Origin of the sequence: Halobaculum saliterrae (assembly GCF_009831625.1) — an archaeon.
GTDB classification, from domain to species: Archaea; Halobacteriota; Halobacteria; order Halobacteriales; family Haloferacaceae; genus Halobaculum; species Halobaculum saliterrae.
Map to the genome: position 1 here is coordinate 134164 of NZ_WUUS01000006.1, position 13705 is coordinate 147868.

The 13705-nt window shown below is 69.7% G+C and carries 12 protein-coding genes; 10 read left to right on the top strand and 2 right to left on the bottom strand.

Annotated features, from left to right (window positions below):
• Positions 1-52 precede the first annotated feature (52 nt).
• The 8 genes from GRX01_RS10745 (at position 53) to GRX01_RS10780 (ending at position 7667) form a co-directional block, all read left to right on the top strand.
• On the top strand, positions 53-727 hold the full coding sequence (locus GRX01_RS10745; RefSeq protein ID WP_159666922.1) for a haloacid dehalogenase type II: 675 nt from the start codon (positions 53-55) through the stop codon (positions 725-727).
• A gap of 189 nt (positions 728-916) precedes the next feature.
• On the top strand, positions 917-2263 hold the full coding sequence (locus GRX01_RS10750) for a substrate-binding protein (RefSeq protein ID WP_159666925.1): 1347 nt from the start codon (positions 917-919) through the stop codon (positions 2261-2263).
• Positions 2264-2390: 127 nt separating this feature from the next.
• On the top strand, positions 2391-3344 hold the full coding sequence (locus GRX01_RS10755; RefSeq protein WP_201289581.1) for a branched-chain amino acid ABC transporter permease: 954 nt from the start codon (positions 2391-2393) through the stop codon (positions 3342-3344).
• On the top strand, positions 3341-4522 hold the full coding sequence (locus GRX01_RS10760) for a branched-chain amino acid ABC transporter permease (protein ID WP_159666931.1): 1182 nt from the start codon (positions 3341-3343) through the stop codon (positions 4520-4522). Before GRX01_RS10755 ends, GRX01_RS10760 begins: the two co-directional genes overlap by 4 nt.
• Positions 4519-5277, top strand: a complete 759-nt coding sequence (locus GRX01_RS10765; protein WP_321168032.1) for an ABC transporter ATP-binding protein — start codon at positions 4519-4521, stop codon at positions 5275-5277. Before GRX01_RS10760 ends, GRX01_RS10765 begins: the two co-directional genes overlap by 4 nt.
• A gap of 140 nt (positions 5278-5417) precedes the next feature.
• The gene (locus GRX01_RS10770) at positions 5418-6146 is read left to right on the top strand and encodes an ABC transporter ATP-binding protein (protein ID WP_321168053.1); all 729 of its coding nucleotides are present in this window, start codon (positions 5418-5420) and stop codon (positions 6144-6146) included.
• Positions 6147-6148: 2 nt separating this feature from the next.
• Entirely contained in the window at positions 6149-6868 is a 720-nt protein-coding gene (locus GRX01_RS10775) for a thioredoxin family protein (protein ID WP_159666934.1), read from the top strand.
• 91 nt (positions 6869-6959) lie between these two features.
• Positions 6960-7667 carry a DUF4013 domain-containing protein gene (locus tag GRX01_RS10780; protein ID WP_159666937.1) on the top strand — a complete coding sequence of 236 codons (708 nt, stop codon included), beginning with the start codon at positions 6960-6962 and terminating at the stop codon, positions 7665-7667.
• 34 nt (positions 7668-7701) lie between these two features.
• Here the strand turns inward: GRX01_RS10780 and GRX01_RS10785 are convergent, their stop codons facing one another.
• Positions 7702-8592: a phosphatase PAP2 family protein gene (locus tag GRX01_RS10785; protein ID WP_159666940.1), complete on the bottom strand. Its 891-nt coding sequence runs from the start codon at positions 8590-8592 to the stop codon at positions 7702-7704.
• Positions 8593-8595: 3 nt separating this feature from the next.
• Entirely contained in the window at positions 8596-10536 is a 1941-nt protein-coding gene (locus GRX01_RS10790; RefSeq protein WP_159666943.1) for an ABC transporter substrate-binding protein, read from the bottom strand.
• A 134-nt stretch (positions 10537-10670) separates the two neighbouring features.
• On the opposite strand from GRX01_RS10790, the gene GRX01_RS10795 reads away from it, so the two are divergent.
• Positions 10671-12068: an aryl-sulfate sulfotransferase gene (locus tag GRX01_RS10795; protein WP_321168033.1), complete on the top strand. Its 1398-nt coding sequence runs from the start codon at positions 10671-10673 to the stop codon at positions 12066-12068.
• A complete protein-coding gene (locus GRX01_RS10800; RefSeq protein ID WP_159666945.1) occupies positions 12065-13684 on the top strand; it encodes a glycosyltransferase family 39 protein in 1620 nt (539 codons plus the stop codon). The genes GRX01_RS10795 and GRX01_RS10800 overlap by 4 nt, the downstream gene beginning before the upstream one ends.
• The last annotated feature ends 21 nt before the right edge of the window (positions 13685-13705 follow it).

Below are 13705 nucleotides of genomic sequence, written 5' to 3' on the forward strand. Positions count from 1 at the left end.
ACGAACCGCCGCCTCCCGTGGTACTAACATGCACGATGTGGATCCGTGGAGTATGGCCGAAACGCTCTGTTTCGACATGTACGGGACGCTGTGTGACACGAGCAGCGTGACGAGCACGCTCGCGGCCGAACTCGACGCGCCCGAGACGCTCGTGGCCGAGATCGACGCGACCTGGCGGGCGAAGCAGCTCCAGTACTCCTATCAGTCGGCGCTGATGGAGGAGTACCAGCCGTTCTGGGAGGTGACGGGCGACGCGTTGGCGTACGCGCTCGACCAGTGGGGCGTCGACGCCGACGGGCCGACCCGCGAGCGGATCCTCGCGGCCTACGAGCACCTCGATCCGTACCCCGACGCGATCGAGACGCTGACCCGGCTCTCGGAGGCAGGCCACACGGTGACAGTGCTGTCGAACGGCAACCCGGAGATGCTGGAGACGCTCGCCGACAACGCGGGGCTCGCGCCGCACCTCCACGACGTGATCAGCGCCGACGAGGTGTCGACGTTCAAGCCGAACCCCGCGGTGTACGAGAACGCGGCCGCTCGGACCGACACGCCGATCGACCGCTGTCGGCTGGTTTCCGGCAACGCATGGGACGTCGCGGGCGCCGGGAGCGCGGGAATGCGGACCGCGTGGGTGAACCGGGCGAACGACCCGTTCGAGGAGATCGGCGTCGCGCCCTCACTTGAGGTGACCGGCCTCGCGGGCGTCGCCGACGAACTCGCCTGATCGACGCGATCGACCCCGGGCCTGTGCGCCGGGCGACCCCATCGTTTCTTCCCCGATCGACGGACTGAAACGCCCTACGAGTGATAACCATTATCATGGGGAATGTCCGTCCTCCATATTACCAATATTAACACGATTTAAGGGAATATGGGCGGAACGTTCATTAAGGTTGCTTCCGGCGATAGGGGCATGGCACGGGATACCACCGCACTCAGCAGACGTGACGTGCTCAAGGCGTCCGGGGCAGCCGGCGCCGCAGGATTGACAGGACTCGCCGGCTGTGCCGGCGGCGGCGGCGGGGACTCGGAGTACCCGGCGATCGGAAACTACCCCGTCGAGGGCGACGAGGTCGTGTTCGGCTTCAACGTTCCGCAGTCCGGGTCGTACTCTCAGGAGGGGGCCGACGAGCTTCGGGGGTACAACCTCGCGAAGGACCACCTGAACAACGGCGGCGGCTGGGTCGACAACTGGGACGGGCTCTCCGGGGACGGCGTCCTCGGCAAGACCGTCGCGTCCGTGGAGGGTGACACCGCGACCGACCCCGACACGGCGCGCCAGTCCGCACAGCGGATGATCAACCGCGACAACGCGATCATGATCACCGGCGGGTCGTCCTCCGGCGTCGCGATCGCGGTGCAGGGGCTCTGTCAGGAGGAGAAGGTCCAGTTCCAGTGCTGCATCACCCACTCCAACGACACGACGGGGTCGGAGTGTGTGCGCTACTCCTTCCGGGAGATGTTCAACGCGTACATGACCGGCCAGGCGCTCGCGCCCGTCCTCGCCGAGGAGTACGGGGAGGACCTGAACTTCTACCAGCTGTACGCCGACTACTCGTGGGGACAGACTCAGCAGGCGTCGATGGAGCAGTTCTTCACCGAGGTCGGCGGCTGGAACCAGCTCGAGTCGGTGCCGACGCCGCTGGGCACCTCCGACTACTCGTCGTACCTCTCGGACGTGCCCCGCGACGAGACGGACGTGCTCGTGCTCAACCACTACGGGCTGGACGCGGCGAACTCGCTCCCGCAGGCGATCGAGGCGGGCCTCGACGAGGACATGGAGATCGTCGTCCCGCTGTACAACCGGCTGATGGCCGAGGCGGCCAGCGGATCCATCGACGGGATCTTCGGGACGGCCGACTGGAACTGGCAGCTCGAGGACGACGCGACTCAGTCGTTCGTCGAGGTGTACCGCGAGGAGCACGACCGCGCGCCCAGCTACGGGGCCCGTATCGCGTACACGCAGACGCTCCAGTACGCCGCGGCCGTCGAGCGGGCGGAGACGTTCTACCCGCCGGAGGTCATCCGGGAACTCGAGGGTCACGACTACAGCGGCGCCGGGCTCGGTGACGAGACCATGCGCGGCTGCGACCACCAGGCCCAGCGTGACGTGCTCGTCATGCAGGGCGCGAGCGAGGAGGAGCAGACGGAGGACAAGCTGCTGAACATCGTCTCGACGACCTCGCGCGACGACATCGGGTACGCGTGCGACGCGGGCCCGGCCGCGGAGTGTGAGCTGGGCGAGTACGGCGACGAGTGACCGACGGCTAGGTCCTCCCCGTCCCGTACCGGCACGTTCTTATTCGATCCGCGGAACCACGTCAACGAATGTCAACACCGACAACTACTAGCAAGCGGACCACACCGCACCTACACGAACGATAATGTTGCTCCTACAGTCCGAGATCGCATCGATACTCCTCAACGGCCTCCAACAGGGCGCGATATACGCGCTGCTGGGTATCGGCCTCACCATCATCCTGGGGACGATGGAGTTCCTGAACCTCGCGCACGGGGCGCTCTATCTCGTCGGCGCGTACACGGGACTGATCGTGTTTCAGGAGACCGCCCTCTCGAACGGGCTGTTGTACAGTTCCGGAATCACGACGCTCGGCTTCGAGGGAGGGTTCCTCGCCGCGCTGATCGTCGTCCCGATCGTCGGGTTCGGAATCGGGCTCCTCATGGAGCGGTTCGTCGCCGAGCCGTTCTACGACCGCCCGGAGACCGACCAACTCCTCGTGACGTTCGGCCTCGCACTGATCGTCGAGGAGACGGTCAAGAACGTCATCGGGGGGAACACCTTCCAGTCGATCGCGCCCTCGACGATCCTCGGCGTGAACGTCTCCCAGCCGATCAGCCTGCCGCTCGTGGGCCTGTTCCCCTCGTGGCGACTGTTCATCATCGCCATCGCGTTCCTCGTCATCGGCCTGACGTACCTCGCGATCGAGCGGACGGACTTCGGCTTGGTCGTCCAGGCGGGCACTCACGACTCGGAGATGGTCCGGATCCTCGGCATCCCGATCAACCGCTCCTACAGCCTCGTGTTCGCCCTCGGCGCGGCGCTCGCGGCGTTCGCGGGCCTCATCGGCGCGTCGATCCAGACGGTCAGCCCCCAGATCGGCACCCAGCAGGCGCTGGTGCCCGCGTTCCTCACCATCGTCGTCGGCGGCGCCGGCTCCGTTCGCGGGGCCATCGCCGGCGGCCTGGTGCTGGGACTCATCATCTCGGCGATGACGCAGACGTACAGCCAGTGGGCGCAGATCGTCCTCTACCTGTTCGTCGCGCTCATGCTCGTGTTCAAGCCCGAGGGCCTGTTCGGCTCCGCGGAGGTGGGCGAATGAGCGGCGACCGCTCGGGCGACGCGACCGATGCGATCCCCGACGGCGGCACCGTGACCGAGGAGACCGCCGGCGGCTCCGGCGGCTCCGCGCTGGCGGGACTGCGCGAGCGCGACGACTTCGTCGTCGTCGCGATGGCGGCGGCGCTGGTCGTGTTCCCGTTCCTGCTGATCGACATTCTCGGTGCGGTCGGGGACGTGATCGGCATCTCGATCGGCGGCTACACCGGCCTGCCGTCGCTGGTGCTGATCTACGGCATCATCGTCATCGGCTTCAACCTCCTGCTCGGATACACCGGCCTGCTGTCGTTCGGACACGCCGCCTTCTTCGGCTCGGCGGCGTACTCGGCGGCGCTGTTCAGCCAGGTCGTCCCGAGCCCGATCCTCATGGTGATCGTCGGGACGATCGTGGCGACGCTGCTCGCGTGGCCGATCGGGTTCGTCTCGATCCGCCGGTCTGGCGTGTACTTCGCCGTCCTGACGCTGACGTTCGGACAGGCGCTGTACTTCTGGGCGCTCGGTCCCGGGTCGTGGCTCACCAACGGTGACAACGGGTTCTCGGGGATCGAGGCACACGGGCTGTTCCTCGGGGCGATCCCGCTGGACGCCCAGCTGATCCCGGTGTTCGACTCCTACACGGTGATGTACGCGTTCACGGCGGTCGTGATGCTCATCGCCGTCTGGGTCGGAAACCGGATCATCAACTCGCCGTACGGCCTCATCTTCGAGGCGCTCGGCGAGAACGAGGAGCGCGTCGAGTTCGTCGGGCTCAACGTGTTCCGCTACAAGCTGATGGCGTTCATCATCTCCGCAGTCTTCGCGGGCGTGGGGGGAGCGATGTTCGTCATCCACGAACAGTACATCCACCCGACGACGGCGCTGTACTGGATCCAGTCGGGCGACTTCGTCATCATGACCGTCCTCGGCGGCACCGGAAGCCTCGTCGGACCGGTGCTCGGCGCGCTCGTGTTCGAGTACGTCGCGAACGTCATCTCCGGCGTCAGCCTGCCGATGATCGGGTCGATCGGGTCGCTGTGGCGGTTCGTGCTCGGCGCGGTGTTCGTGTTCATCGTGTGGGTGTTCCCCCGGGGCATCTACGGGGCGTTCTCGGACCTGGGCTCGCGCCTCCTCGGCGAGGACCCCGAGGAGCCGGCCGTGGCCGACGGGGGTGAGCGCGAGTGAGTCTTCTGCGCACGGACGGCCTGACGAAGCAGTTCGGCGGTCTCGTCGCGGTCGACGAGGTGAGCTTCGAGGTCGATTCCGGGGAGACCCGCGCGGTCATCGGTCCTAACGGGGCCGGCAAGTCGACGCTCATCAACTGCATCACGGGCGCGCTCGAACCGACGGCCGGCACCGTCGAGTTCGACGGAGAGGACATCACGGACCTCGAGCCGCACGAGACGGTGCAGGCGGGCGTCTCGAAGTCGTTCCAGACGGCGTCGATCTTCCCCGAGATGACCGTCCGGGAGAACGTCGAGATCGCCGCGCTCGCGTCCGAGCACGGCTCGTTCAGCTTCGACTTCCTCAAGCGGCTGTCCGGGTTCGACGCGGTCCACGACACGACCGACCGGATGCTCGAGTCCGTCGAACTGCTCGGGGACGCCGACGTCGAGGCCGCGAGCCTCCCGTACGGCGACAAGCGCCGCCTGGAGATCGCGATCGCGTTGGCCTCCGAGCCGGATCTGTTGCTGATGGACGAACCGACCGCCGGCATGTCGCCGGACGAGACCGCTGCGACCGTGGAGCTCGTGGAGGAGCTTCAGGACACCCTCGACCTCACCATCCTCATCGTCGAACACGACATGGAGATCATCTTCCAGATCGCCGACCGAATCCTCGTGTTGAATCGTGGGCAAGTCATCGCCGACGGCACTCCCGAAGAGGTGCAGGAAAGCGAGGAGGTTCAGGAGGCGTACCTCGGGGGGGTGGAGCTGTGAGCTCCGACGCATCCGACCCCGCCGCGGACACGAGCGAGGAAGCCGCGGAGGCCGCCGCGGATGCCGCCGCCGCGGACGTCGCCGACGATCACGCCGCGCGGGCGACCGCCGCGGCCGCCGAGGGCGAACACCTCCTCTCCATCGAGGACGTCGACGCCTACTACGGCCAGAGCCACATCCTCCGGGACCTCTCGTTGCACGTCGAGGAGGGGGAGGTGTGTGCGCTGCTCGGGCGCAACGGCGCGGGCAAGACGACGACGCTGCGGTCGGTCGCCGGCGCCCGCCCGCCGGACGTCCGCGAGGGCGCCGTCCGGTTCAAGGGCGACGAGATCACCGACCGGACGACGGAGGACATCTCCTCGCTCGGCATCTCGCTCGTTCCCGAGGAACGACGGGTGTTCCCGAACCTGACGGTCGAGGAGAACCTCCACCTGTCGGACGTGGCGCGCAACTGGTCGAACACGTTCGGGCGTGACGTCTCGATGGACCATCCCGGCATGTCCACCGAGGAGGTGTTCGAGGTGTTCCCGCGGCTGGAGGAGCGTCAGTCGCAGAAGGCTGGAACGCTCTCGGGCGGCGAGCAGCAGATGCTCGCGATCGCGCGCGCGCTGAAGCAGGACACGGACCTGCTGATGCTCGACGAGCCCTACGAGGGGCTGGCGCCGCAGATCATCCAGACCGTCGAGGACGCCATCGAGCGCATCGCCGAGACGGGTACCACCATCCTGCTGGTCGAGCAGAACGCGGTCGCGGCGATGAGCATCGCCGACAGGGCGTACGTGATAGACCAGGGGAGCATCGTGTTCGCGGGCGACTCCGAGCAGCTTCGGGACGACGAGAAGACCCGCGAGCGGTACCTCGGTGTCTGACAATGGACGCGAACCCCAATCCCGGCCCGCCCGTCGACCAGCCCGACCCCGAGGCCATGCTCGATCGCCTCATCGAGGTCGGCGCGATCCGGGAGGACGACGACGGAACGCTCCGGCTCTCCTCGGCGCTTCACGACATCATCGACCTGTACGAGCAGAGCTACGGCGACCTGCCGGACCAGGAGTTCACTGAGGCCGTCGCCGACGCGTTCGGTCTCGAGTACTCGGAGGCGGTTCGCAGGATCGACGAGGAGGGCGTCACCCGCGAGGAGTTCGTCGCCTACCTCTCCGTGCGCGCGCACTTCGAGGACGAGGACGAACCGGTGCCGGACTCCCTCGAACGAGCGACGATGGCGTCACTCGTCGTCGATGTCGCGCCCGCGACGCCCGTTCCGCAGGGGATGCGCGAACTCGAGAACGACGAGGTCGAACCGTTCCTGGAGGTGAACGACCGGGCGGTCCTGTTCGTGTGGCGCCTCCGGTGTGACCCGTGCGAGTCGATGAAGGCCGAGCTCGAGGAGACGCTCGATCTGCTCCCGGACGACGTGGCCGTCGTCGGCGTCGACGGCGAGGCCGCGCCGACCGTTCGCGAGCGGTTCGACGTCGACGTGGCGCCCGCGGTCGTGTGCGTCGCCGACGGCCAGCAAGTCGGGATCGAGACCGGATACCAGTCGCCGTCAGCGGTCGCCGAGCTCGTGGCCGACGCGTTCGGCGACGACTGACCCGGTCGGTCGTCGCTTCCGAGGGGTTTCGTCCCGCGTACCGGTCGTATCTTGTGCCTTACAAAGAGCTCTCGATGTGACGTACGTGATCATGCCACAGATCAGCGACGCGATCACGTACCCGACCGAACACGACGACTGGGTGAAGACCTTCCTCATCGGCGGAGTCCTCTCGGCCTTCGGGTTCCTGTTACTCCCCCTGCTTCCGGTGTACGGCTACGTCGTTCGCGTCGTCCGGCACTCGCTGGAGGGCGACCCGCGCCCGCCGACGTTCGGCGACTGGGAGGAGCTCGTCGTCGACGGCGCGAAGGCGGTCCTCGTCGGCGTGGTGTACATGCTGATACCCGGGATCGTCGGTGGGGTGGCCGTCGGCGGCTCGCTCGTCGCCGTCGCGACGGGCACGAGAGGCGGCACAGCCACCGGGCTCGCTGGGCTCGTCGTCGGCGGACTGCTCACGGTCGCTCTCTCGCTCGTCCTCGGCTACGTGGCCGTGGCGGCGGTCGTCGCCTTCGCCGACGAGCGGCGGATCGGCGCGGCGTTCGACCCCGACGTCCTCAAGCCGGTCGTCCTCAGCGGGGCGTACGCGACCGCGTGGGTGTTCTCGGTCGCCGTCCTCGTCGGGGCGAGCGTGTTGGTCGGCGTGTTGAACGGTATCCCGATCCTCGGCGCGGTCATCGGCGCGTTCGCCTTCTTCTACGCGCAGGTCGTGGCCGCGCGCCTGTGGGCCGGCGGCTACGTCGACGCTCGCACCGAGGCCGACGGAACGACCCGCCCGGACGTCGGCGGACCGGTCGCCTGAGGCGGCAGGTCGGTCGCGCGACGCGGACGACGGGTCACTCCGGCATCCGCCCGTCGCGTGGGTCCCGATCGTCCGGACAGTCGCGGCCATCGCCATCGTCGAGGCTGTCGGCGCCGCCCCCGACGGATCGGTCGCGTCGCGCCTCGATCCGCTCGGCGGCGACGACGCTCACCGCCGCCAGCGCGACCCCGGCGACCACGTCGGTCGCCCAGTGGATGCCGAGGTACATCGTCGAGACGACGATCGACGCGGCGAGCGCAGCCGCGACCGGCCTCCACCGGGACAGCGAGTCTCCGCGCCACGTCAGGATCGCGACCGTCGCCGCAAGCGACGTGTGTAACGACGGGAAGACGTTGGTGTTCTCGTTCACCTGGCTGGTGAGCAGCTGCGACCGCGGCCAGCTCTCGAACAGCAGCGAGTCGACCAGCTCGGGCATGAGGTTGCGGGGACCGTACGCGACGAAGAGGACGTAACAGACGAGACCGATCCCGTAGTTGAACCCGTACGCGATCAGCAGCGTCCGCAGTTCGCCGGGGTGCTCCCGCAGCGCGTACGCGATCGCCGGGAACGTGAGGAGGTACACGTACCCGAACACGTAGACGAACCCGAAGTACGCCGTCGCGGCGGGCGTCGCGTACGACTGGACGGCGGCCACGAACGTCCCCTCGATCGCGTAGATCGCGCCGGTGACGTTGACGCCGACCACCCACGACAGCTCGACGCCGATCCGTCGGACGACGCCGTTGGCGGCCAACACCGCCGCCAGCGCGACCAGCGGCGTGCCCGCGGCGCGAACGGTCGATCGCACGGCCCGGGCCGCCGTCGAGGGTCGGAGTCGATCGGGTCCGACGAACACGAGCACCGACGCGAGGTGAAGCACCCCGACGACGACGGCGACCTCGAGCACGACGTCGAGCAGGCTCATCGGTCAGTCCGTCCGAACGAGCCGTCCCTCGTCGTAGCTGTACCCCGCCGTCTTGAACGCCTCCATCGCGTGCTCGGCGTCGACCTCGCCGTCGCGACCCAGGAACGGCGTCACCGGGTCGGCGCCGTCCCACCGGAGCTCGTCGGGGACCCACTCGGTGTTCGCCAGCGGGGTCACCGCCGGCCGCGCGTAGCCGTCGAACACGTCGTCGAGGAGGGCCGTGCGGTCGATCAGGCGCGCGAGCGTGTGGCGGAACTGCGGGTTGGACAGCGGCGCCGACAGCGCGTTGTAGCCGACGACGTACGGCGGCGTGCGACCGTCGACGATCAGGTCGGTCCCGTCGGACCGCCCGATCCGCGGAACCGTGTCGGCGCCGACGGCGGTGCCGGTCACGTCGGCGTCGCCGTCGGTGACGACGCCGACGGCGCTCACGCCGGAGCCGACGACGCGCACGGAGAGCCGGTCGAACGCCGGCGGACCGTCGACGCCCTCGGGGAGCGTCGCCCGATCGGCGTCGACCAGGAAGTGGTCGTCGAACCGTTCGAGCGTGAGCGACTCCCTCGGGGAGTTCCGGACGAACCGGAGCGGTCCGCTCCCGACCGGCGGGATGTTGTTCGTCACCAGCGCGTCCGTCACCGACCCGATCTCGATCCCCGCCAACGAGGCGGGGGTGGTCCGGTCGCTCCAGACGTGCTCCGGGAGGACGGGAACCGTGAGCGCGCGCACGGCGATGTCGGGGGGACACTCCACGAACCGGATCTCGATCCGCCGGTCGTCGACCGCCCGCACCTCGTCAACGAGGCTGATCCGGCCCTGGAACCGCGGCGACGGCACCTCCTCGTCGTCCGGGATCCCCTCCCCGTCGTCGGCGTCGGCGTCGGACCCGCCGTCGCCGTCGGAGTCCTCGTCGCCGCCGGCCCCGCCGTCGCTGCCGTCGCCGTCGACGGGTCCGATCGACGTGTCCGCGAGCAGGTCGTAGGTGAACGCCACGTCGTCGGCCGTGAGCGGTTCCCCGTCGTGCCACGTGGCGCCCGATCGCAGCTCCACGCGAGCGACCGGCGGCTCGTCGCCGTCGAACGACCACGACGCCGCCAGCCACGGCTCGGTCGTTCCGTCGTCGGCGACGTATCCGAGGGAGTCGTACAGGAGCCCGGTCAGCACGCCGCTGCGGCGGAACTCGACGGCGAGCGGGTTCAGGTTCGACGTCCCGCGCCGGTCCGTCACGGCCAGCCGAAGCGTCGACGCCGACGAGTCGTCCACCTCCGAGTCGGACTCCGTGGCGGTCGTTCGCGGACTCCCCTCGCCTCCCCTGCCGGTCGTCCGTTCCAGCGAGAGGTAGCCGGTCGGGGACCGGAGGTCCGCCGATCGCCAGCCGTCGAACCTGTCGGCGCGAGCCGCGCGGATGTCGTCGGGGAACGCGACGACGGTGAACGGCTGCGTCCGCGCGATCACGTACTGGAGCCGTTCGAGCGCGTCCTCGCGTTCCCGTCCGGTCGTCCGGCGCTGCGTCTCGAGGTGGTCGTTGGCGTCGAGGTCGCTGTAGCCGAACGGGTTCTGCCAGCCGGGTGTCTCGACGAACCGGGAGTGCAACAGCGAGTAGAGGCTGTCCGGCTGTTCGAACCGCGCCGGCGTCTGCGCGACGAACAGGTCGAACTCACGGTTCAACAGCACCTGTCTGAACAGCTCCTGCTCGGACACCGGAGAGACCTGCGCGTCGATCCCGGCGGTTCGAAGCCACTCGGCGATCCGTCGCCCCACGCGGAGGGCGTACGGGTCCTCGTCGGCCGGTGCGGCCTTGATCGTGAGCGTCACCTGACTCCGCGACTCCCACCCCGACATCGTGCGGATCCGGCCGACGCATCCGCTCGCGGCGACGGCCGCGCCGCTTGCGATCGTCGCGAGCGCACGCCGGCGCGGCGGTCCGGACGACGGACGGTGACCCATCTCCTGTCCAATTGGATCCTTGGTCGATTAGGCCTTGTTACCGTTTCCGGTCAAAGGCAACGAGCGGTTTCGGCCCCCGATCGGCTACCCGTGCCACGGTGAGTATTTTGTGCGAGCGAGTCGAAGCGACGGACGTGTCCCCGGAACCGCCGACGCCGTCGGTCCGCGTCCTCCTCGCCGCGCTCGTCGTCGTCGCGGCCGGGACGCTCGTCGTCGGCTACGTCGAGGCCGAGCGTGCGAGCGAGGACGTCACCGGCGACCCGGCCGTCGAGCGGGCGCTGCGTACCGGCGACGACTCCGCGGTCGTCGGCCCCCGCGACGGCGTCACCGTCGTCGCGACCGACTCGAACGCCTTCGTCGCCGACGAGAACGACGGACCGCGCGCGCAGGCCGAACTGATCGCGTTCGCGCCCGACGGCACGATCCGGTACCACCAGAACGACCACACCCGCTACTGGGACGTCGACCCCGTCGAGGGAACCGACGTCACCGTCGAGTTCGTGTACGCGGACCACCTCGACGCCGACGAGTGTGCCGGGAGCGTCTGCACCCGCAACGGCGTCGAGCGCGTCAACCTCACGACCGGGGAGTCGACGGACGTGTTCAGCCGGATCACGCCCGGGAAACACTCCACCCGCTGGCACGACGCCGACCGGATCGACGACGAGCGCCTGCTCGTGGCCGACATCCATCGCGACCGCGCGTTCATCGTGAACACGACGACCGGGCTGACCGAGTGGGAGTGGGACGCCCAGTCCGACTTCGACCCGACCGGGAGCGGCGGTCCGTTCCCGGAGGACTGGACGCACATCAACGACGTGGAGTACGTCGAGATCGACGGGCGCGAGACGGTCATGGTGAGCGTCCGCAACCACGATCAGGTCGTGTTCGTCGACGTACAGCGGGGGCTGCGCGAGGACTGGACGCTCGGGAGCGACGGCGACCACGACACGCTGTACGAGCAGCACAACCCCGACTACATCCCGCCCGAGCGCGGCGGACCCGCGCTGCTCGTCGCCGACTCCGAGAACGGTCGCGTCGTCGAATACCGGCGCGAGGACGGCGCGTGGGAGCGTTCGTGGACGTGGAGCGACGAGCGCGTGCAGTGGCCCCGTGACGCCGACCGCCTCCCGAACGGCCACACGCTCATCACCGACTCCAACGGCGACCGCGTCGTCGAGGTCGACACCGACGGGGAGGTCGTCTGGTCGGCCGACCTCGGTTTCCCGTACGAGTCCGAACGCCTCGGCACCGGCGACGAGAGCGCCGGCGGCGAGTCCGCGGCGTCGCTGGGGCTGGAGTCACGGACGTTCGACCCCGAGACCGGATCCGCGCTCGACCGGGTCGCGGCCGCGGCGCCGCCGACACTCGTCAACGCGATCGCGTACGTCCGTCCGCGCTGGGTCGGGCTCGCCGAGGGCGCGGCGATCCTCGCGCTGCTCGTGTCGATTCCCGCGCTCGCGTGGAGCGAATACCGCCGCCTCGGCGTCTCTGCGTCGCTTCGGTGGCCCCTCACGTTCGAGCGCAAATGACGGGACGGATCGTCGCGATCGCCGCACACGGCGGGTTCGACGCGCTTCCGCTCGACGCCCGCGACCGTCCGTGGCTCGCGCTGGCGCTGTTGCCCGCGTGCGTCGCCGTCGCGGTCTACCTCGCGACGAACCCGTACCCGGCGTACGGAGCCGGCCTGTACGCGCAGATCGCCGCCGAGATCGCCGCGAACGGCTACCGGCCGCCGGCGACGATCCCCGGCTACACCGCCGAGGGCGTCCCGTTCGCGTACCCGCCGCTGCAGTTCTACGCGTTCGCGCTCCTGTTGGATCTGGGCGTCGACCCCGTCACCGTCGCCCGATTCCTCCCGAGCGTCGCGGTCGTCGCCGTCGCCGTCCCCGTGTACCTCCTCGGACGCGACGTCACGGGGTCGCGGCCGGCGGGCGCCGCGGCGGCGACACTCGTCGCCGTGAACCCGCAGATCCTGGAGTGGCACGTCTCCGCCGGCGGCGTCGTGCGCGCGTTCGCCTTCCTGTACGCGCTCGCATCGATCTACGCGGGGTACCGGGCGTACACGACGGGCTCGCGCCGAGCGCTCGTCGCCGGGGCGGTCCTGTTCGGACTGACCGCGTTGTCGCATCCAACCTACACGCTGTTCGTCGTCGCGAGCTACGTCGTCCTGTGGGTCACGCTCGACCCGTCGCCCGTGGGGTTCGTCCGCGGGCTGGCCGTCGGGCTTGGCGGGACGGCGATCGCGGCGCCGTGGCTGGCGTGGGCGGTCGCCACCCACGGCCCCACGGTGTTCGCCGCCGCCGCGGGCACCCACGGGGGCGTCGGCGGCGGCGCGGCGCTGCTGGCCGGGGAGCTATCCCCGTTCACGTTGGTCCCGCTCGCCGCGGCCGCGTACCTCCTCGCCCGCGGCGACCGGCTGCTTCCGACGTGGATCGTCGTCGCGGAGCTGCTGTTCAAACAGCCGCGGTTCGCCTACGCCGCCGGCGCCGTCGCGCTCGCGGCGGTCGCCGTCGACCTCGCGGGTCGCCTCCCGGAGCGGTCGCTCGGGGACTCGCTCCCGTCATCTCCGTGGCCGTCGGGTCTCGTGTCCGGGCGGGAGGGGCCGTCCGGTCGCACGGGGGCTCGCGCCGCGCTCGCGGCGGCGCTGCTCGTCGCCACCGCGGCCGTCGGCGGGGCCGCGCTCGCGGCGGAGATGACGGCCGCGAGCGACCCGTCGACCCCGGAGTTCCTCGACGGCGACGACCGCGAGGCGATGGCGTGGATCGCGAGCGAGACGCCGCCCGACGCGACGTTCGTCGCCGTCGGCGACGCCGCCGAGTGGCTCCCCGCGTTGACCGATCGCACGCTGCTCGTCGGGCCGTGGGGGGTGGAGTGGCGCGACGCAGGGGAGTACGAGCGCCACCTGTCGGCGTTCGAGACGCTATCGACGTGTCGAAGCGCCGGCTGCGTCGAGTCGAGCGCGGCGAGCGTCGGCGCGGTCCCGACGCACGTGTACCTCCCGAAGGGGCAGTACACCGTCCGCGGGGAGTCGACGGTCACCTTCGGCACGCTCGACCGGTCGTTCGCGGCCGCCGACGGCTGGACGCGCGTCCACGAGAACGACGGCGTCGTGGTCTATCGCTCGACGAGGACGACGGCGGACTGACCGCGCCGACGGTCGCCGCCC

Excerpts from the sequence above, each read along its gene's own strand:
- GRX01_RS10745 (WP_159666922.1), top strand. The coding sequence starts at position 53 with ATGGCCGAAACGCTCTGTTTCGACATGTACGGGACGCTGTGTGACACG.
- GRX01_RS10750 (WP_159666925.1), top strand. The coding sequence starts at position 917 with ATGGCACGGGATACCACCGCACTCAGCAGACGTGACGTGCTCAAGGCG.
- GRX01_RS10760 (WP_159666931.1), top strand. The coding sequence starts at position 3,341 with ATGAGCGGCGACCGCTCGGGCGACGCGACCGATGCGATCCCCGACGGC.
- GRX01_RS10775 (WP_159666934.1), top strand. The coding sequence starts at position 6,149 with ATGGACGCGAACCCCAATCCCGGCCCGCCCGTCGACCAGCCCGACCCC.
- GRX01_RS10780 (WP_159666937.1), top strand. The coding sequence starts at position 6,960 with ATGCCACAGATCAGCGACGCGATCACGTACCCGACCGAACACGACGAC.
- GRX01_RS10785 (WP_159666940.1), bottom strand. The coding sequence starts at position 8,592 with ATGAGCCTGCTCGACGTCGTGCTCGAGGTCGCCGTCGTCGTCGGGGTG.
- GRX01_RS10790 (WP_159666943.1), bottom strand. The coding sequence starts at position 10,536 with ATGGGTCACCGTCCGTCGTCCGGACCGCCGCGCCGGCGTGCGCTCGCG.
- GRX01_RS10800 (WP_159666945.1), top strand. The coding sequence starts at position 12,065 with ATGACGGGACGGATCGTCGCGATCGCCGCACACGGCGGGTTCGACGCG.